Source organism: Flavobacterium luteolum (genome assembly GCF_027111275.1).
In the GTDB taxonomy this organism is placed as follows: Bacteria; Bacteroidota; Bacteroidia; order Flavobacteriales; family Flavobacteriaceae; genus Flavobacterium; species Flavobacterium luteolum.
Window position 1 is genome coordinate 3,979,072 of record NZ_CP114286.1, and the last position, 20,531, is coordinate 3,999,602.

19 protein-coding genes are annotated in these 20,531 nt (G+C 31.9%); 10 read left to right on the forward strand and 9 right to left on the reverse strand.

Annotated elements, in window-relative coordinates; genetic code table 11:
* Positions 1–29 precede the first annotated feature (29 nt).
* The 3 genes from OZP10_RS17040 to OZP10_RS17050 all read left to right on the forward strand — a co-directional run bounded on the left by OZP10_RS17040 (position 30) and on the right by OZP10_RS17050 (position 3,780).
* On the forward strand, positions 30–1,499 hold the full coding sequence (locus OZP10_RS17040) for an oligosaccharide flippase family protein (RefSeq protein ID WP_281631948.1): 1,470 nt from the start codon (positions 30–32) through the stop codon (positions 1,497–1,499).
* 98 nt (positions 1,500–1,597) lie between these two features.
* Positions 1,598–3,250 carry a mechanosensitive ion channel family protein gene (locus OZP10_RS17045; RefSeq protein ID WP_281631949.1) on the forward strand — a complete coding sequence of 551 codons (1,653 nt, stop codon included), beginning with the start codon at positions 1,598–1,600 and terminating at the stop codon, positions 3,248–3,250.
* A gap of 230 nt (positions 3,251–3,480) precedes the next feature.
* Positions 3,481–3,780, forward strand: a complete 300-nt coding sequence (locus tag OZP10_RS17050; RefSeq protein WP_165352478.1) for a DUF8108 domain-containing protein — start codon at positions 3,481–3,483, stop codon at positions 3,778–3,780.
* Positions 3,781–3,868: 88 nt separating this feature from the next.
* On the opposite strand, the gene uvrA is transcribed toward OZP10_RS17050, so the two are convergent.
* A complete protein-coding gene (uvrA, locus tag OZP10_RS17055) occupies positions 3,869–6,664 on the reverse strand; it encodes an excinuclease ABC subunit UvrA (RefSeq protein WP_281631950.1) in 2,796 nt (931 codons plus the stop codon).
* Positions 6,665–7,189: 525 nt separating this feature from the next.
* Here uvrA and OZP10_RS17060 point away from each other — a divergent pair.
* From OZP10_RS17060 to OZP10_RS17070, 3 genes are all read left to right on the forward strand, one after another.
* Entirely contained in the window at positions 7,190–7,774 is a 585-nt protein-coding gene (locus OZP10_RS17060; protein WP_281631951.1) for an RNA polymerase sigma factor, read from the forward strand.
* 51 nt (positions 7,775–7,825) lie between these two features.
* The gene (locus tag OZP10_RS17065) at positions 7,826–7,969 is read left to right on the forward strand and encodes a hypothetical protein (RefSeq protein WP_167511684.1); all 144 of its coding nucleotides are present in this window, start codon (positions 7,826–7,828) and stop codon (positions 7,967–7,969) included.
* A gap of 535 nt (positions 7,970–8,504) precedes the next feature.
* Positions 8,505–9,569 (forward strand): tetratricopeptide repeat protein, encoded by a 1,065-nt coding sequence (locus tag OZP10_RS17070; protein ID WP_281631952.1) that lies wholly within the window; start codon positions 8,505–8,507, stop codon positions 9,567–9,569.
* A 113-nt stretch (positions 9,570–9,682) separates the two neighbouring features.
* Here the strand turns inward: OZP10_RS17070 and OZP10_RS17075 are convergent, their stop codons facing one another.
* Entirely contained in the window at positions 9,683–10,345 is a 663-nt protein-coding gene (locus tag OZP10_RS17075) for an endonuclease III domain-containing protein (RefSeq protein WP_177210224.1), read from the reverse strand.
* A gap of 265 nt (positions 10,346–10,610) precedes the next feature.
* Between OZP10_RS17075 and bcp the strand changes: the two genes are divergently transcribed.
* Positions 10,611–11,063, forward strand: coding sequence for a thioredoxin-dependent thiol peroxidase (gene bcp, locus OZP10_RS17080; protein WP_281631953.1), 453 nt, complete (start codon positions 10,611–10,613; stop codon positions 11,061–11,063).
* A 261-nt stretch (positions 11,064–11,324) separates the two neighbouring features.
* Here bcp and OZP10_RS17085 read toward each other — a convergent pair whose 3' ends face one another.
* Positions 11,325–12,788 carry a TonB-dependent receptor gene (locus OZP10_RS17085; RefSeq protein ID WP_281631954.1) on the reverse strand — a complete coding sequence of 488 codons (1,464 nt, stop codon included), beginning with the start codon at positions 12,786–12,788 and terminating at the stop codon, positions 11,325–11,327.
* A gap of 89 nt (positions 12,789–12,877) precedes the next feature.
* Here OZP10_RS17085 and OZP10_RS17090 point away from each other — a divergent pair, with 89 nt between their 5' ends.
* Genes OZP10_RS17090 through OZP10_RS17100 form a run of 3 tightly spaced genes read left to right on the forward strand, consistent with a single transcriptional unit; the run spans position 12,878 to position 14,634 of the window.
* On the forward strand, positions 12,878–13,642 hold the full coding sequence (locus OZP10_RS17090; protein WP_274256025.1) for an MBL fold metallo-hydrolase: 765 nt from the start codon (positions 12,878–12,880) through the stop codon (positions 13,640–13,642).
* Between the two features lie 12 nt (positions 13,643–13,654).
* Entirely contained in the window at positions 13,655–14,158 is a 504-nt protein-coding gene (locus OZP10_RS17095) for a hypothetical protein (RefSeq protein WP_281631955.1), read from the forward strand.
* 47 nt (positions 14,159–14,205) lie between these two features.
* Complete coding sequence (locus OZP10_RS17100; protein ID WP_281631956.1) at positions 14,206–14,634, forward strand: hypothetical protein; 429 nt, start codon at positions 14,206–14,208, stop codon at positions 14,632–14,634.
* A 64-nt stretch (positions 14,635–14,698) separates the two neighbouring features.
* On the opposite strand, the gene OZP10_RS17105 is transcribed toward OZP10_RS17100, so the two are convergent.
* From OZP10_RS17105 to OZP10_RS17130, 6 genes are all read right to left on the reverse strand, one after another.
* The gene (locus tag OZP10_RS17105) at positions 14,699–15,265 is read right to left on the reverse strand and encodes a cysteine hydrolase family protein (protein WP_281631957.1); all 567 of its coding nucleotides are present in this window, start codon (positions 15,263–15,265) and stop codon (positions 14,699–14,701) included.
* Between the two features lie 5 nt (positions 15,266–15,270).
* Complete coding sequence (locus OZP10_RS17110; protein ID WP_281631958.1) at positions 15,271–15,915, reverse strand: hypothetical protein; 645 nt, start codon at positions 15,913–15,915, stop codon at positions 15,271–15,273.
* 48 nt (positions 15,916–15,963) lie between these two features.
* Positions 15,964–16,608, reverse strand: coding sequence for an alpha/beta hydrolase (locus tag OZP10_RS17115; protein ID WP_281631959.1), 645 nt, complete (start codon positions 16,606–16,608; stop codon positions 15,964–15,966).
* A 123-nt stretch (positions 16,609–16,731) separates the two neighbouring features.
* Positions 16,732–17,058 carry a hypothetical protein gene (locus OZP10_RS17120; protein ID WP_281631960.1) on the reverse strand — a complete coding sequence of 109 codons (327 nt, stop codon included), beginning with the start codon at positions 17,056–17,058 and terminating at the stop codon, positions 16,732–16,734.
* 4 nt (positions 17,059–17,062) lie between these two features.
* Positions 17,063–18,313 carry a dihydroorotase gene (locus OZP10_RS17125; RefSeq protein ID WP_281631961.1) on the reverse strand — a complete coding sequence of 417 codons (1,251 nt, stop codon included), beginning with the start codon at positions 18,311–18,313 and terminating at the stop codon, positions 17,063–17,065.
* 69 nt (positions 18,314–18,382) lie between these two features.
* Positions 18,383–20,311: a vWA domain-containing protein gene (locus tag OZP10_RS17130; RefSeq protein WP_281631962.1), complete on the reverse strand. Its 1,929-nt coding sequence runs from the start codon at positions 20,309–20,311 to the stop codon at positions 18,383–18,385.
* Positions 20,312–20,531: the final 220 nt, after the last annotated feature.

The following is a 20,531-nucleotide window of genomic DNA, read 5'->3' on the forward strand; positions in this document are numbered from 1 at the left end:
AAACATTACATACAATCTAAACTCAAGAAATGGGTATTGTCTTAAATCAGTCTTTTAAAAACACTATAATTACATACATTGGTTTTGGTATCGGAGCCATTAATACATTATATCTTTATCCCGTTTTTCTTGGGGCAACATATTACGCCTTAACAAATTATATTACATCTGCAGCAAACGTAATTATGCCTTTGTTTGCAATTGGAATGCAAAATACACTTGTAAAATTTTATTCGCAATATAAAACAGAAGAAGAAAGAGAGCAGTTTTTGTCTTTTACAGCACTGTTTCCAATTTTAATGTGTATTCCGCTAGGACTTATCGGAATCTTCTTTTACGATGATATAACCGATTTTGTTTCTAAAGAAAATCCAGTCGTTCGTGAATTTATGCTTCTTATTCCGTTTATCGGAATCTGTATGGCTTACTTTGAGATTTTTTATGCGTGGGCGAGGGTTCACATGCATTCTGTTTTCGGAAACTTTATTAAAGAAGTTGGTTTAAGGCTGCTTTCTACATTTGCTTTAATTGGATTGTATTTTAACTGGATCAGTTTGGTTGAGTTTGTCTACGTAACTGCAGGTATTTATTTTTTGGCTTTCATTGTTACAATGTTTTATGCATTTTACATTAAAAAGCCTAATTTCCAGATTACAATACCAGAAAATGTAAAAAGTGTAATGGAGTATACTTTTTATATTATCTTATCAGGAAGCGTTGCTAATTTACTTCTAGATGGAGATAAGCTTATGCTGAATCAATACATGAAGATTGAAAATATTGCTTATTATTCTGTAGCAACATATATCGCTTTGGTAATTTCTGTTCCAAGCCGCGCGATGCACCAAATCGTGTATCCGATTACAGCAAAATTAATGCATGAAAACAAGCATGATGAGTTAAATCAGCTGTACAAAAAGACGTCAATTAATTTACAGATTGTCGGCGGATTTGTAATGCTGTGCATTTTTGTGAATATAAGGCAATTGTATGAATTAGTTCCAAAAGATTACAGCGGTGGTATCTCAGTTGTATTTATGATTGGACTTTCTAAATATTTTGACTTGATCTTAGGAAATAACAATGCTATTATTTTCAATACGAAATATTACCGAATGGTATTGTATTTAGGATTAATGTTGGTTGTTTTAACTGTAATTTTAAATATGTTGTTCATTCCTCATTTTGGAATTATGGGTTCAGCGTTTGCTACACTTTTATCTATTACATTATACAGTTTGGCAAAATTACTTTTTGTAGTTAAGAAGCTTGATTTGTATCCTTTTACCAAACAGACGATTCATTCAATACTGCTAACATTTGCATTGTTTTTAGTATTTTATTTCTGGGAATTTCCATTTTTTCAATTAATCAGTATTGCTTTAAAATCGATATTAGTAACTATTTTATATGTGTATCTAAACTATAAGTTCAAGATTTCGTCAGATATCAATAATGTTATTGATTCTATTTTCAAAAAGTTAGGTTTTAAAATTTGATCTGATTTTTCTGTAAAAAAGAAAACAATTTAAAAAATCGTAGCTTTTTTGTTTTTATATTTGTTAGAAAGGATAACTAATTTATTTCTAAATTTAATATGAGGATAAAAGTACTTAGGTTATTAGCTTTCTTTTTTGTTTTGTTTTCTTTTTCAGTAATTGCGCAGACCAAAAATCTGAAAAGCTCTGAAAAAGAAGCAGTGACAGTGAAATTAAAAGGTTATCCTGTAAAGCCTTTTAACGATACACTTTTTCTAGTATATCATAATGTCGGTTCTTTTTCTGCAAAAGAAAGAGCGCAATATATTACCAATAAGATTAAAAGGCTTTATAATGAGTCGTTCTTCGAAAAAGACTCTATAAAAATCATTCCTTCCGATGTTTCTATGGATATTGTATACCAGAGCGATTTGGTGATAATGTCTGTTTTAGAAGCCGATGCAAAAGCCGAAAACAGCACGGTAAGTGCAATTGCTAATCGTAATTTGGCTAAAATTAAAAGTGCAATAATTTATCAGAATGAAAATTATTCGCAGCTTCCTAAACGAATTGGTTATACGGTATTATTAACGCTTATAATTGGATTAGTCTTATTTTTGATATCGAAAGTTTTCAATTTCATAAAAAGATATATTGTAAAAAATAGAGTTAGGTATTTTAAAGGAGTCAGTTACAATTCAATTAATATATTATCTCCAGACAAGCAGCTGTTTTTGTTCCTTCGAATTTTTGGGATTATAAAGATAATTACGCTTATTTTAATAGTATATCTATCGCTTCCTGTTTTGTTCAGCATATTTCCTGCTACAAAAGAGTATACGACAACATTGCTCAAATGGATTTTAACGCCTGCTAAATTGGCTTTTATGGGATTTATAGGCTTTTTGCCAAGCTTGTTTACCATAATTGTAATCATCATTATTTTTAAATATTCACTGAAGGTTATTAAGTTTTTCTTTGATGAAATAAAATCAGAAAAAATTAAAATTGACGGTTTTTATAGCGATTGGGCACTGCCAACATTCAATGTTATCAGACTTTTAATGTACGCTTTTATGCTGGTCATTATTTTTCCGTATTTGCCAGGTTCAGATTCGCCTATCTTTAAAGGAGTTTCAGTATTTGTCGGAGTTTTGTTTTCGCTTGGTTCTTCAAATGCTATTGCCAATATGGTTGCAGGTTTGGTTATTACATACATGCGTCCGTTTAAAATAGGGGATTTTATTAAAATTGGAGAGGTAAGTGGAGAAGTAATCGAAAAAACCGCCTTAGTTACTCGAATTAGAACATCAAAATTTGAAGATATTACGATTCCAAATGCTACTGTTTTATCAAGCACCTCTACCAATTACTCGGCAAACACAAATCAGTCCACAAACGGATTGTTAATTCATACCACGGTAACAATTGGATACGATGTGCCATGGAAAGATATACATGCAGCTCTGATAGAAGCGGCTCTTAATACTGAAATGATAGAAAAGGAGCCAAAACCGTTTGTTTTACAAACTAGTCTTGATGATTTTTATGTTTCGTATCAGATTAATGTTTATACAAAAGAACCCACAAAGCAGCCTCGTATTTATTCGTCGCTTCATCAGAATATTCAAGATTCTTTTAATGCTGCTGGTATTGAAATTATGTCGCCACATTACGGTGCTTTGCGTGACGGAAACACCACAACGATTCCGCCTAATTATTTAAAAGAAGATTATGAATCTCCAGTTTTTACTTTTAAGAAGAAAGGTTAAATAATTGATAACGAGTGATTAAATTTAAAACTTTAACACTTGAATACTTTGTAATTAATTTAATAAAAATTAACTTTATCATGAATGTTTAGCAGTACTTTGCTCAAAACGTAGTTTTTTTTCTAACAAAATGACTAAATGTAGGTATTTTTTTTATTTTTTAGAATTAAGTACTTTTGCAGGAAATTACAAATAAAAGTGTAACCAGAATTAATTGTAGATTAGAAATTATGAAGTACAATCATCTCAGCCATGAACAAAGCATGCAAGTATTTTCTAATATGATATCAAACAAAGTTCATAATGGATTTACTTTAGAAGAAAGAAATGATGAACTGCTTTTTGCGGTTTTATCTAAAGGTGGAAAAGTGGTTAATCACAGTTTAAATTTTTTGATTTTTTGTTTAACTCTAGGTTTATGGTCATTTGCATGGCTGTATCTTACTTTTGAGGCTTCAAAACAGAAAAAGATTTTAGTGGCTATTGACGAAGATGGTCTTCCTTTTGAGGAAAGATGTCTGGTAGCTTAAGAACATTAAAAAAGTGAAATAAAATACAAAGCCATAAATACAAATTAATCCTTGTATTTATGGCTTTGTTATTTGAAAGCGATCACTATTATAATTTATCTTTTAAATAAACTCCCGTTACAGATTCTTTTACTTTTACAATTTCTTCTGGAGTTCCAGATGCCAATAGGTGACCTCCGTTTTCTCCTCCTTCAGGACCTAAATCAAGAATCCAATCGGCGCATTTTATTAAATCAAGATTATGTTCGATTACAATGATCGAATGTCCTTTTTCGATTAAAGCATCAAATGAAGCTAAAAGCTTTTTGATATCATGAAAATGAAGACCCGTAGTAGGTTCATCAAAAACAAATAAGGCTTTGTCTTTTGTAGCGCCTTTTACTAGAAAAGAAGCCAATTTAATACGCTGTGCCTCTCCACCAGAAAGAGTAGAAGAGGATTGCCCTAATTGAACATATCCTAAACCAACATCTTGCAATGGCTGTAACTTTTGAGTAATTTTTGCTTGCTTATTTTTTTCAAAAAAAGCAATCGCATCATCAATGGTCATGGTTAGAATGTCATTGATATTTTGATTGTCAAAAGTAACTTCTAAGATTTCTTTTTTAAATCGTTTTCCACCACAGGTTTCACAAGGCAACGAAACATCGGCCATGAAAACCATTTCAACATTTATAGAGCCTTCTCCTTTACAAGTTTCGCATCGACCTCCATCAACATTAAAAGAGAAATGTTTGGCCTGATAACCTCTTATTTTTGATAATTTTTCTTTCGCATATAAATCACGAATATCATCATAAGCTTTGATATAAGTAACAGGATTTGATCTTGAGCTTCTTCCAATCGGATTTTGGTCTACATATTCAATATGTTTAATTTGTGAAAATGATCCCGAAATCTCAGTAAATTGTCCTGCTTTTTCAGAAGCACTTTCCAATTTTTTCTGAACGGCAGGAAATAAAATTTTCTTTATTAAAGTACTTTTTCCACTTCCAGAAACACCTGTAACAACCGTTAGAACATCTAGAGGAAAAGTAACATTTATGTTTTTTAAATTGTTTTCGCGTGCGCCAATAATATCAATATGATTTTTGAATTTTCTTCTTTTTTTCGGAACAGAAATTTCTAAATCACCATTTAAATATTTTGCTGTTAAAGAATCCGATTTTAAAATTTCATTATAAGTTCCTTGTGCAACCAATTTTCCTCCAAAAGTTCCAGCTTCTGGACCAATGTCAATAATCATATCGGCAGCTTTCATAATATCTTCGTCATGTTCAACCACAATTACGGTGTTGCCAAGATCACGAAGAGAAAGCAGTACTTTGATCAGTCTTTCAGAATCTTTTGGGTGCAGACCAATACTTGGCTCGTCGAGAATATACATGGATCCAACCAAACTGCTTCCAAGAGAAGTTGCAAGGTTAATTCGCTGAGATTCTCCCCCCGAAAGAGTTGCAGAATTTCTATTGAGAGTAAGATAATCTAATCCAACTTCGGTTAAAAAAGACAAACGATTATTGATTTCGACCATTAATCGTTTGGCAATTTGCTGTTCGTACTGATTTAATTCAATGTTTTTGAAGAAAGTAACCAAATGTTTAATTGGTAAATCAACAAGATCAGAAACCGTTTTTCCATTAATTTTTACGTAAGATGCTTCTTCACGCAGACGTTTGCCTTTACAGACATGACATTTCGTTTTTCCGCGGTAACGCGAAAGCATTACACGATTTTGGATCTTATAATTTTTTTCTTCTAATTCTCTAAAGAAATCATTTAGCCCTTGGAAATATTGATTTCCAGTCCAGATTAAATCCTTTTGTTCTTCTGTTAGTTGAAAATAAGGCTTGTGAATTGGGAAATCAAATTTATAAGCATGTTTTACCAATTCATCTTTATACCAGCTCATGCTTTCGCCGCGCCACGGATAAATTGCACTTTCATAAATAGACAATGCTGTGTTTGGAATTACAAGGTCGGCATCAATACCGATTATATTTCCATAGCCTTCACAAACAGGGCAAGCTCCGTAGGGATTATTAAAACTGAATAAATGAACATTTGGCTCTAGAAAAGTCATTCCGTCAAGTTCAAAATTATTCGAATATGAAAATCTTTTCTCTGCATTTAATTCTTGCAAATAACAGAGTCCCTTGCCTTCAAAAAAAGCGGTCTGAACGGCATCTGCCAGACGATTGTAAAACTCTTCTTCTTCCTTTACAACAATACGGTCAATAATTAACAATATGTCTTTATTGTCGAATTGATGTAAATCTGAAGCCGAAAATTCATCTAAACGAATCATTTCATTATCAACCAAAATACGAGCAAAACCTTGCTGTAAAAGTACTTTTAGTTTGTCTTCGAGCTGTCTTCCTTCTTCAAGATGAATAGGGGCAAGCAACAGCCATCTGCTATCGAGCGGAAGACTTTTAACGTCGGAAATAACATCAGTAACTGTATTTTTTTTGACTTCCTGTCCAGAAATAGGAGAGTAGGTGCGTCCGATTCTAGCAAACAAAAGTTTGATGTAATCGTAAATTTCTGTCGAAGTCCCAACTGTAGAACGGGCATTAGTTGTATTTACTTTTTGCTCAATCGCAATAGCAGGAGCAATACCTTTTATGTATTCTACTTTTGGTTTGTCTAAACGGCCTAAAAACTGACGAGCATAAGATGACAAGCTTTCTACATAACGTCTTTGTCCTTCGGCATATAAAGTATCAAAAGCTAAACTCGATTTTCCTGATCCTGAAAGACCTGTAATAACTACCAGTTTATTTCTAGGAATAACAACATCTACATTTTTCAAGTTATGTACCTGTGCTCCTTTAATTATAATATTTGATTTTGGATCTATTTTAGAAAGGTCAATTTGCATAAAAAAGTCAATTTTTACAAAAGTAAACAATTTTGAATTGGATTTTGTTAAGGATTTAGTTCCAAATCTTAACTATTTTATCATAATTAAAATGCCTTTTGGTCGGCCTATTTAAGTTCAAAGAATTTGATTCTAGTATACAAAAACATGCTGCTTAAAGTCTTTTTGAGAAAAATATCAAATAATAATCAATTTATTCCGATAAAATTTGTAATTTGAATTTAGATTTAGTGCAATCGTTAAGTTTTATCTTGCTAATTATAAGTAAATTACGCTTTGTGTTTGAATTTTTTCACGAGCTTTTGTTTTACGGATTTTTAGCTCTTTTTAGGTAAAATTTATATTTATTGTACATTAATAAAAGTTTTACTAATAATAATTAATGATTTTATTTGCTTTTTAAAAGTAAAATTTGTTAAATTTGGTCACAATATTAACATAACCCAAAAAAGGCACGCCTATATAAGAAAACTACTTTTTAGAAAATACTCCAAATTTTAAAACAAAACTAAAAAAGTAGTTATTATGGCTGATCTGCATACTCCAGACGCTCTATTAGTAAAAAATTATGTTGACGGTAGCGAAGCTGCACTGGCAACATTAATAAAAAGGCACGAATCTAAGATATATGGTTTTATATATTCTAAGATTGCTGATAGAGATATTTCAAATGATATTTTTCAAGACACATTCATTAAAGTTATTAAAACTTTAAAAAGCAATTCGTATAATGAAGAAGGTAAATTCTTGCCTTGGGTAATGCGTATTTCTCATAACTTAATCGTAGATCATTTTCGAAAAACTAAGAAAATGCCAATGTACAGAGAAACAGAAGAGTTTTCTATTTTCTCTATTATGTCAGACGATGCATTGACAATAGAAGGCAAAATGATTGTAGACCAAGTCGAGATTGATTTAAAAAAACTAATCGAAGAACTTCCAGAAGATCAAAAAGAAGTACTGGTAATGCGTATGTATCAGGATATGAGTTTTAAAGAAATCTCAGAAGTAACTGGCGTAAGCATCAATACTGCACTAGGGAGAATGCGTTATGCGTTAATGAATTTGAGAAAAATAATAGAAAAACATCAAATTATTTTAACCAACTAATACTATTTTGATAATTAGCCCGTTATACTAGTATAAAACATTTTGAATAGTATGGGGAAAATTTACTCAAAAAAAGCACAAGCTTCTAAAAATCTTAAACCTAAAAAAGAAGTCGTTTCTTTTTTATTGAATTATTCTAAAGCCTTGACAGTAGTTAAGATTGACGATAAAAATTTTGAGATTATAGCTAACTAAACAGCCCACTGCTCCTGTCGGATGTTTATTAAAACAAACCAAATGGTCGTTTTGGTTGAAGAACTCACTGTTCGTATATTTCATTATACAAACAGTGAGTTTTTTGTTTGTTTATATTCATAAATAAAAAATATAAGTATTTTACAGCATTTTTCTTCTGTTTTGTTAAAATTTAATATTATGATGGGAATTAATGTGTTTATTTGTTTTTTAATTCTATTTTAGTTAAAAAACTATTTTTTTATTCGTTTAATGTGCTTTTTATAAGTGTTATTCGTATTGAGAAATTTGTTTGTTTAAAATAATAAACTAAGAATTAAATATTTAACCCCAAAAAACTATTTATGAAAAAAAACTACCCTACTTTATTTCGTTAGGTTTTGATGCTAATTTGATTTTGAGGAAAATATTTGAACCAGCAAATGTTTACTCAAGAAAATAGTAAGGATAATTTTTAAACCAGTTTAATTATCTGTTTTGCTATTTCTTAAAAGAAAATAAGAAAATCATTTAACCACCAAAACTCAACCGCAAAATGAAAGACAATATTAAAGTGCTGTCATGCTTATTGATGATAAGTATTGGCGCATTTGCACAGAAAGACAAAATTAAAGAAGCTCAGTCTTTATTTGATAAAGGAAATAGCCAAGAAGCTTTGGCAATTTTAACTAAAACAGAATATCTTATTCTTAATGCTTCTGATGAAGATAAATCAGATTACTACTTCTTAAAAGGAAACGTTTTAAAAGACTTAGCTGTAAAAAATATTGATGCAGCTAATAATTTTACATTAGCGTCGCAATCGTACCAAGATGTGTTTTTATACGAAAACGAATCAGGAAAATTTAAATGGACAGTTAAAGCAAATATGGCTTTAAAAGATATGAAAGCCAGTCTAGTAAACGGAGCAATGGCCGATTTTAATGCTGGAAAATTTAAAGAGAGTGCAGAAAAAAGTTATAAAGTATATCTGTTTGACAAAAAGGATACCCTGAACTTGTTTAATGCGGCGTCTTCATCTATCAATGCAAAAGATTTTAGTTCGGCAGTTACTTATTATGAACTTCTAAAGAAAATTAATTTTTCAGGAAAAGGGGTTTTGTACTATGCTACAAATAAGAAAACAAAAGAAGAAGATGTCTTTGTTTCGCCAAAAGCTAGAGAATCAGCAATTCAACAAGGATTCTATGAAAAACCAAGAACAGAATCTGTACCGTCTAAAAAAATAGAAGTAAACAATAATCTTGCTTATGCATACCTTGAAAGAAAAGATTATTCTAAAGCCGAAGCGGTATATAATTATGTTTTAGAATTGAATCCAAATTATGTAGATGCCTATATTAATCTGGCTTACTTAAAACTACAGATGAAGAAAGATTTAGCCGATGAAATTTCTTCATTGGGAACTACTCCAGCTGAGATGCAGAAGTACGATAAGCTTAGTGCAAGAAAAGATGATATTACAAGAAGTGCGATTCCGTATCTGAAAAAAGTGCTTACACTAGAGCCTAAGAATTCAGATGCAACAAAAACATTGCTAGGTGTTTATAGATCGCTTGATATGACAGCAGAATATAATGCTTTAAAAGCGGGAATGTAAATAAATTGGGTAATGAGAAAATTTGATAATTAGAAAATTTCTATAGATTCCGAACACATTGCCTAATTTTCTAATTGGCACACTATAGCACAAAGATTTTTAATCTTTGTGCTTTATTTTTTTGAAACTGTTTTTTCAAGTTCTTCAATGAGAGATTTCTTTCCGACCGTTTTGGTGATAATATCTTTTTCAAGATTCCATCCACGTGCTGGAGAATATTCTCGGCCATACCAAATAATTTGTAAATGCAAGTCGTTCCATAATTCTCTCGGAAATAATCTTTTAGCATCTTTCTCCGTTTGAGCTACATTTTTTCCATTAGATAAATTCCATCTGTACATCAATCTGTGAATGTGTGTGTCAACAGGAAAAGCTGGAACACCAAAAGCTTGCGACATTACTACACTTGCTGTTTTATGGCCAACCGCTGGTAAAGCCTCAAGCGCTTCGAAACTCTGCGGAACCTCGCCATTATGTTTTTCAATTAAAATTTCAGATAAACCGTGAATTCCTTTAGATTTCATTGGAGATAAACCACACGGACGAATAATTTCTTTAATTTCCTCGACCGACATTTTAACCATATCATACGGATTATCGGCCTTTGCAAATAATAAAGGTGTAATTTGGTTTACACGAACATCGGTACATTGTGCAGATAATAAAACAGCGATCAAAAGCGTATAAGGATCTTTATGGTCAAGCGGAACAGGTATAGTAGGGTAGAGTTCTTTTAATTTATCAATAACAAATTGTACACGAGCTTCTTTATTCATTTTCGTATTTTTAATGTTGTAAAAATAGTATAATTTTAATGATGTGCCTAATCCAGCTTTTCGTTTCAACTCCTCATTATGATAGCAACATTTTTAAGTATTTAAAAGAGCTTCCTTCGGTCGCTTTTTAAATACAAAAAATGTAAGCTATCATAATTCCGGGGTTTTCACTGCAATCTGGGGCATGAAAAAAGTTATGAGTTATAAGTTATGAGTTATCTTTGTTAATCTAAAGGCTAAAATCAACAATCTAAAATATAAAAATATGACAACATTAAAAGCAGGAGATAAAGCGCCAAATTTTTCAGGAATAGACCAAGACGGAAAAACACACAAACTGGTAGATTACGCAGGAAAAAAATTGGTTGTTTTCTTTTATCCAAAAGCGAGCACTCCAGGGTGTACAGCGGAGGCATGTGACTTGAGAGATAATTTTCATCGTTTTCAAGCTAATAATTACGAGCTTTTAGGAGTAAGTGCCGACAGTGCAAAAGCACAAATTAAGTTTAAAGACAAATATGAATTACCTTTCCCGTTAATCGCAGACGAAGACAAATCGGTTATTAATGTATTTGGAGTTTGGGGACCAAAGAAATTTATGGGAAGAGAATACGACGGAATTCATAGAACAACTTTTGTAATCGACGAAAAAGGAATTATCGAAGAAGTAATCGAAAAAGTAAAAACAAAAGAACACGCTTCGCAGATTTTGAAATAGAGATTTTTGTTTCAAGTTTTAAGTTTCATGTTTCAAGTTATCTGTTATGACTTATATTTAAACGCAAAGCACGCTAAGATATACGCAAAGTTCGCAAAGCTTTATATAGATTAAGCTTTGCGAACTTTGCATTTTTGGCATAAACGTAGACAAGAAAACTTAACGTGCTTTGCGTTAAAACTAAACGTCATGTAAAACAACTTGAAACCTGAAACAAAGAAAACTTGAAATAAAAAAAAGTCCCAAGGAGGGACTTTTTTATTATTGTTTATTTTGTTCTAATTCTTTCTCAGGATGATATCCAAAAAGATGATGTTCTTTAATGATTTCTGGAATTCCCGGAGGCAGCATTGGTTCCCAGCCCGTTTTACCTTGATTAATCATTTTTAAAATTTCTCTAGAGAAAACATCTAGAATATTTGGATCGTAATCTTCAATGTCAACCACTTTTCCGTTGAATTTAAAGAATTTGTATAATTCTTTCATTCTAGGATGAACCTTCAAATTGTTTGAATTCATTAATGAGCCATCTTCGTCTAACATTGGATATAAGAATACTTTCATATCGCGATAGAATAATTTTCCGAAAGCTTCCAGAATTCCACCACTTAAATGGCGGTAGTACTTCTCGTCAAAAATATCAACAAGGTTATTTACCCCCATTGCCAATCCCATACGAGCTTTGGTGTAGTTTGCAAAGTATTCTACAACTTTATAATATTCTTGGAAATTCGAAATCATAACGGTTTGACCAAGAGAACAAAGCAATTCGGCTCTATCCATAAAATCTCTTTCATCAATTTCTCCATCTGATCTTAAATTCGAAAGAGTAATTTCAAAAATTACAAGCGTATTGTTCTTTTCAACCTTATTTTCTTTAAGAAACATTTCTAAAGATTTCTCATACATATCCATGTTTACCTTTGTAACAGGACGGAAACTTCCTCTCAAAGCTAAAAGGTTCTTTTTGTATAAGATAGCTGCTGGTAAAATATTTTTTCCTTCTGGGTTAAACATTACGGCATCTGTCATTCCGTTTTTAACCAATTGTAAACTCATTAAACGATTGTCTACATCGGCAAAACGAGGTCCAGAAAAGTTGATGGTGTCGATCTCTAATTGATCTTTATCTAAGTGATCGTATAAATATCTAAGTAATCGTTTTGGATCATTGTATTTGTAAAAAGCACCGTAAATTAAGTTAACTCCTAAAATTCCCAGTGTTTCTTGTTGTAATCTAGCGTCAGTCTCTTTAAAACGAATATGAAGTATAATTTCGTTATAAGCTTCGTCTGGTTCAATTTGGTATCTAATTCCAACCCATCCGTGACCTTTAAATTGTTTGGCAAAATCTATTGTTGCAACGGTATTGGCGTAACTGAAAAAAAGTTTTGTTGGGTGTTTTTCTCGGCTTAAACGCTCTTCGATGATTTGTCCTTCATGGGTAAGCATTTTTTTTAAACGCTCTTCGGTGACATATCTTCCGTCATTTTCGGCTCCATAAACTGCATCACTAAAATCTTTATCATAGGCAGACATAGCTTTTGCAATGGTTCCCGATGAACCTCCAGATCTGAAAAAGTGTCTAACGGTCTCTTGTCCAGCGCCAATCTCAGCAAATGTTCCGTAAATATTTTCGTTTAAATTAATGCGTAACGCTTTGTCTTTTATAGAAGGAATCTGTTCGATGACCTTGTCACCCTTGAGTTTTATTTCTGTACCCATTTTGTTTTAAATAGATTTGTTACAAAGTTAGTAAATTAGGAGTCTAATGAAAGAGAAATAATCTATTTTTGTAAAAAAATTAAGTTCAATTGAAGGTTTATTTTTTAGGTACAGGTACTTCTCAAGGCATTCCAATTATCGGAATCGATCATCCAGTTTGTAAAAGCACTGATGCTAAGGATAAAAGGCTTCGTGTATCCATTTGGATAACATGGGACGAGCATTCTTATGTTATTGATTGTGGTCCCGATTTCAGGCAGCAAATGCTTTCTTGTGGATGTCGAAAACTCGATGCGATTCTTTTTACGCATGAGCATTCCGATCACACTGCAGGTTTAGACGATATTCGTCCGTTTAATTTCCGACAAGGAGAAATTCCGATTTACGGACATAAACGTGTTTTAGATAATCTAAGACGCCGTTTTGATTATGTTTTCGAGACCGTAAATAAATATCCAGGAGCTCCAAGCGTAAAAACAATCGAAGTGCAAAATAATGCGCCTTTTGCCGTTGGAGATAAAATGGCAATTCCGATAAATGCTATGCATGGTGATTTACAGGTTTTCGGGTACAGAATTGAAGATTTTGCTTATTTGACCGATGTAAAAACTATTGAACAAGCTGAAGTTGAAAAACTGAAAGGAATTAAAGTTTTGGTGGTGAATGCTTTGCGTGTTGAACCTCATGATACTCATTTTAATCTTCAAGAAGCGCTTGATTTTATTGATCTGGTTAAACCTGAAAGAGCCTATTTAACTCATATTAGCCATGTTTTGGGTTTTCACGAAGAAGTCCAGCAGAAGCTTCCTGAAAATGTTTTCTTAGCGTACGACAATTTAGAAATTACAATTTAATTATACCACACAATGAAAAAATCCTTAATGCTTTATCTTTTTATTCTTGCCATTTTAATGAATGTCTTTACTTATGCGTTCTACAGCGGTGAAGTAAAATTTGCGCAGAATAGATATGATAAAACAACTAAGAAACTAAGAGATAGTATTAATCTAGTAAAGACTCAATTGGCAGAGGCTGATTATTTTTCTTTAGAACATAATGAAAATGCACAAAATTACTTTGATAATAGCGCTTCTGGCGGAAAAGTGATTTTATATGAAAAATTGATTCCAGTTGTGACCGAAAAGTTATTAGATCTCAATTCAAATCCAAAAGGGAATCCTTATACAGGACAGGATATGATTGATGGAAAGAAATTCATCATCAATAAAGTAAAAATTTTAAACCACAGATGGATTATTGCAGATTACAGTAATGGTGAATTATGGGGAGAAGTCTTGTTAAAGTACTTTGTAGATAACGACGATAATATTACCTTTGAAGTAAATCAAACTTGGTTATATCAAAAATAGGATTTTATAATCCTATTTTTTTTTGAACTTTAAATAAATTTAGGATTATGAAAAAGATGTTTTTGTTTTTGATTATAGCAAGTGCAATTTCTTGCGGAAAAAAAGTTTCTCAAGAAAATACAAGTACAACTCCGAAAGAGACGCAAAAAGAAGTTGCGGTAGGAGGAGATTCCGATTCGCATGGTTGTAAAGCTTCTGCTGGATATACTTGGTCTACGCTTAAGAAAGAATGTATTAGAGTTTTTGAAAACAGCACAAGACTAAATCATGCTGAAGATGGAAAAACGTATTCTACTGTTTCCTACGTAATTTTTGACGGAAATAAAGCTGAGCTTTTTCTTGATACTCAAAAAGAATCAATCATCCTTGAAAGAAAATCGGAAGGTGATTCTTGGAAAAAAGATGATTTGGAATTAATTCCTTGGAAAGGGTATGTTTTAAAGAAAGCAGGAAAGATTATTTATACAGGAGAATAAAAGTAAAATGTAAAAAGTGAAATGTAAATTGGTTCAATCATTTTGCATTTCACTTTTTACATATTTAAATGATTTCTTTAATAAAATCAGAAGCAACAACCTGAGCAAATTCTTCATTTAAACTTGCTAAAGCTGTCTGGTGTATTAATTCGGCAGAGAAATCTTCTCCGTTTAAACCTTTTTTATTAAAAGTTGCTGTTGCATCAGAAACTAGGTAAACATTGTAACCAAAGTTTCCTGCCATTCTTGTTGTGGTAGAAACGCAATGATCTGTAGTTAAACCGACAATTACAAGATTTGTGATTTTGGCAGTGTCAATTAGCTCTTTTAAATTCGTTCCTATAAAAGCACTATTGACATTCTTTTTGATTACTGTTTCTCCTTCAAGAGGTTTTACTACATCTTGAAACTCATTTCCAGGATTTGTCTCGTTTAAAATCGAATTTGGATTTGAAGAACAATGCTGAATATGAAAAATAGGCAGTTTTTTGCTTCGCCAGATCTTTAGAAGTTCGCCAGCTTTTTCTTCTGCCGTAACATTATTACGTTCTCCGCCCCAATATGCAACATCATGAAAACCTTTTTGAATATCAATTAAAATTAATGCAGGGTTGTTAAGTTTTGTATTCATTTTAATTAAGATTTTAAAAATGATTTAGTTACTTTATCTAGTAGGCTATAACGTTCTAAGACGATTCCTAAGTATTTATGATACCTCAAGCCAGAGGTTTCTGCGTTTGCATTTTCATTTGCCATTTCAGCATATTTTTTGCCAATCTCTGCTTTAGAATTGTAAAAGTTTATTATTGCAAGTAAAGAGAAAGCAATATATTTTTCATTAGGAAATAACAATCCTGAAATTTTATTTTCCAGCATTTCTTCAGCTACTGGATATAAATCTTTGTATTGATTTTTAACTACAATTTCAGCATAATCTAAATACGATTGAGTAATTACATTTGGATATGTTTTTTCAAAATCAACAGCGTTTTTAAAATATTCAAGTGCTTTCTCGATATTGTTTTCAAGTTGAAAAATATTTCCAAAAGTATGATAAACAGCACCTTTGTTGAAGTTGTCGTCTGGATATTCATTTAGAACTTTACTTAATAATTCCTTCGCAACTTGTAAAAGCTTAGGCTTTTTAGTGTCAACTAATTCTATTGCTTGAATTTTAAGATATTGAGCTCTTCCATCTTTTCTGGCACGAGAAAGTTTCGCAAAGAATTCTTCTTCATCTGTTTTTGACCAAGATTTTCTACGATACCAATCTGTTGCCATAAAAAAAATATTTAGTTAAAAATTACGACCATAAACTACGACTGAATGCTAACTAAGCAACCAATTCTTAAAATCAAAGAAATTCTGAGGAGCAACTCCATGTCCAACGGGATATTCTTTATAAGTAAGCGGAATATTTAATTTTTCTAAGGCAGCAGGTGTTTTTCTAGCCCATTCAATTGGAATAACTTGATCTACAGTTCCGTGTGAAGCGAAAAACTTTAAGTCTTTGAAATCATTGTTTTCAAAACCTTCTTTGATGATTTCTTCGTTGAAATAACCACTCATTGCCACAACTCTTTGAATTTTTTCTGGATAAGAAAGCGCGGTTGCATAACTTAATATAGATCCTTGGCTGAATCCGATTAAAGTTACATTATTGGCATCAATTGGGTAATTTGCTACTAGTTCATCAATAAAAGTTGCAATTAAATCTCTTGAAGTTCTAGCTTGCTCGTTATCTGAAAATTTATTTTGGTCGGCATCAAAATTAATGGCATACCAAGCGTAAGCACCATATTGTAAATCGTAAGGTGCTCTTGCGGAAATGATGTAATAATTATCTGGAAGTTCAGAAGCAAAAGAGAATAAATCGGCTTCATTGCTGCCGTATCCGTGCAACAAAAGCAACAACGGGTTTTTATCTAAAATTACTTTTGGTTCTCTTATTTTATATTCTAAAGATAGATTCATTTTTTAATTGTGAGTTGTAAGTTGTGAATTGTAAATTTTTAGTCTCAGTCTCAGTCTCAGTTTTCAGTTCTTAACTTTGACAAAGTTTTTGACGTTTTTAGTTTAGAATTTGGTTCTTAAAAATTAACCAATCTTTTTAAACCATTTTTGAAATAAATTTCCAACTAACGGAATTGGTCTCATTTGTCCTTGAATGGCATTAAAGATTCCGAAAGTCCAAAGAATTGAAATACAGATCCACATTGGGAAAGTAATGAAGAAACTATCAAAATTGCTAATGATTGCTCCTAAAGAAATAAAGGTTAAAGATAAGCCTAAAGCCTGACGGATATGAAAAGAAGCAAAACTGTTTTTGTTTTCAGAGTTCATACTCATGGCGATTAAAACACCAATGATAAGAATGTAACTTGTAATAGCAATTGGTTTTCCTTCTTCGACTGAATTATTCATTTTATTATTTTGTAACTAATTGATTTTGATTTAAAATTCCATACACAGAACCTTTAAGTTCAGTTCCTAAAAAAGCAGAATTTTTAGATTTTGAAAGAATGTTTTCTTTTGTAAAAATTGATTTTCCTTCTGTTGCAAACAAAGTTAAGTTTGCTTTTGCACCTTCTTCGATAACATTGTTTTGTAAACCAAAAACGTTTCTTGCAGCAGTTAATTTTGCTACAATCGTTTCTACAGGTAAAACTGTCAATAAAGCTCCAAAAGCACTTTCTAAACCAATTGTTCCGTTTTTGGCAGTATCAAATTCCATTTTTTTGAATTCAATATCAATTGGGTTGTGGTCTGAAGTAATCATGTCGATTGTTCCGTCAGCAATTCCGTTAAGCAAAGCTTGTCTATCAACTTCTGTCCTTAATGGCGGAGTAACTTTAAAACGAGTATCAAATCCGTCCAGTTTTTCATCAGTTAAAACCAAATGATGTACAGATGCACTGCAAGTTACGTTTAAACCTTTCGCTTTCGCTTCTCTAATCAATTCAACCGATTTTGCTGTAGAAATTGTCGGAATATGAAGTTTTCCTCCAGTATATTCCAGTAAAAATAAGTTTCTTGAAATTTGCAGTTCTTCGGCTAGGTTTGGAATTCCTTTTAAACCTAATCTTGTAGAAACAATTCCTTCATTAGCAACTCCATTTCCTTTAATGTTTGGGTCTTGAGAGTAAGCAATTACCAATCCGTCAAAATCTTGTACATATTGTAAAGCGATTTTAAGAATATTAGCATTGTCAATACTTTTGTTATAATCTCCAAAAGCGATTGCTCCCGAGTTTTTCATATCAAAAAGCTCTGCCATGTCTTTTCCTTCACTGGCTTTTGTTAAAGCGCCTATTGGGAAAATTTCTGTTGCAAAACCATTTGCTTTATTTTTTACAAAATTTACTTGTGACTGATTGTCAATAATTGGCAACGAATTCGGCTGTAATGCAATTGCTGTAAATCCACTTTTTGCTGCCACGTTCAGTCCGTTTGCGATCGTTTCTCTGTCTTCATAGCCAGGTTCTCCAAGAGAAACACTGCTGTCAAACCATCCTTGAGAAACATGAAGATCGTCAAATCGTACCACTTCTGCATCGTCATTTGGAAGCGAAACGCCTATTTTTTCTATTACACCATCCGCAATTAAAAGATCAACGGTCTGATTGTGAAACGGACTTTTTGAGTCGATAATTTTGGCGCTTTTGATGATTAGTTTCATATGTAGATATTTTTTTGTCGTAAAATGATTTTTGTAAAAAGTAAAATGCCTTTAAAAGAAGCGCAAATTCTATTTCACAAATTTTATAATTGCCATTTCTAATGCTAAAAATAACAGTGCAAAGATAACAAACCATTTCCAAATTTGGCTGTCAGTTCGTTCTGTTTGTAGTGTATTAAAAATAGTTGAAATGGTATCGGCTGTTTTGAAATCAGAAACTACATTAGTGTTTACTTGACTCAAATCACTTTCGGTTCTTTTGTAATTAAAACTAATGTTTTCAACCCATTCTTTTTTATCGAAAACACTATAATTTCCAGCTGTTTCAGGGAAATCATTAAAGGTTAATTTGACTTTATTATTTAAAATCTGCTGAATCGGAATAAACGAATCGTCTGTTCCTTTTACTTCCAAAATAGCATCTTTAGTCAATAAAACGTCAACAAAATAAGGCTGATTATTTCCAATTGTTAAAGCATTTACACCAGTTTTTTGATTGTTTTGAGCGATTTTATAAAATAACGGAACAATTAAAGGCGATTGCTGAAAATTTGAGTTGGCACTGTTTATTGGTGCTGTAAAAACCGTTATTCCAGAAACCTGATTTTGAACAGTAGTTACAAAAGCGGTTTGATCTTCAAACGAAAGAACGGCAGGATAAGAACTCGAAACGGCAAATGAACTATTTACTTTAGGATATTGGAAATTGGTTATTTTGTTTTCGAAAACGCCCGAAAACAAGGGATGATCAAAATTAATTTTAGTAATCAATTTAGCGTTGGTCTCTAAATTTCCAAATTGAATTTTTCCGAAATTCCCCAATAATGCATTTAAGCTAGAAAGAGAAGTTTTCTCAGACGGAATCACAACTAAATTTCCGCCTTTAGAAACAAAAGCTTTCAAAGTGGTTTGTAGTGCTTGCGGAATATCAATTAATTCATTTAGAATAATAGTATTTTGCTTTTCTAAACTATTATAATCTAAAGCACTAATTGAGTAGTTGTTATAATTGAATTCTGCTGAAGTATAAATTCTCGACAAGAAATTGCTTTTTTCGGGTTCGCCAATACTGATAACGTTTGTTTTTTTGTTTTTTGAAATGCTAAAAAATAATTTGTTGTCGTAAGTAAGACCGTTGTCTTCAATTAGTACATATCCGTGAAAAGCTTCTTTCGGAATGGTAAAATTGATTTTCTTTTTCTTCGTATCAAAATTGACAATAGTTTTGGCAATCAGTTTGTTTTGATTGTAAAGTGCCGTTGAAACAGGTTTGAAATCTTCGCCATAAGCTGATAAATTGATGCCAATTTCGTAGAAGTTTTCTAAAGTTTGATTGATGTAGACGCTGTCAATTGAAACATTGTTTTTTTGTTCTGCTTCAGGAACTATGAAGTATGGTTTTTCGTCGAAATCTATAGTTTTAATAGCTGCTTCTTTTAAACCAACAGCATCGGTGATAATGACAATGTCTTTTTTATGAGCCGATTTGTGTGCTTTAATTTTGGCTGTAATTGCTGAAAGATCAAAAGGAGAAGCGCTGTATTTTAAGTTTTGTAAAGCGCTCTTAGACGATTTAATATCGGTATTCCAGAAGTTTTCGGTGTTGGTTAAAAGTGAAAACTGAGTGTTTTCTGGAGTGTTTTCAAGTAATTCTTGAACGGCTCTTTTTAGTAATTCTCCCTTTTTGCCTTTTGCCTGCATACTGAAAGAATTATCCAATACAATATACATCTCATTTGAAGCGTTCTTACTGTCGGCAGCTTCAAAAAAAGGCTGTGCAAACGCAATAATGGCACAGGTAAGCAACAGTAAACGTGTCGCTAATAAAAGACGCTTTTTAATTTTAGAGCTTTTACGAGTCTGAATAGCAAGCTCTTTTAAAAATCGGACGTTGGTGAAATAGGAAGTTTTAAATCGTCTTAATTGAAATAAGTGAACCAAAATTGGAACAATCAATAAAAACAGAAAGTATAGAATTTCGGGATGTTTAAAATGCATTCTGGCTTCGATTTACTTCACTACGTTTTGTTTTTCGCGAAGATGCAGGTCAAAAATACAAATTAAAATTATTTAAACCATATAAGTTCATATAGAGATTATAAGGAAATAGCAAATAAAGACTTACATAACTTATATGAACTTACACGGTTCTAAAAAAATATCAAAAAATGTAACTTTTGTAATTTCTTTGTAACTTAGGAGTTCCTTCAAGCAGATA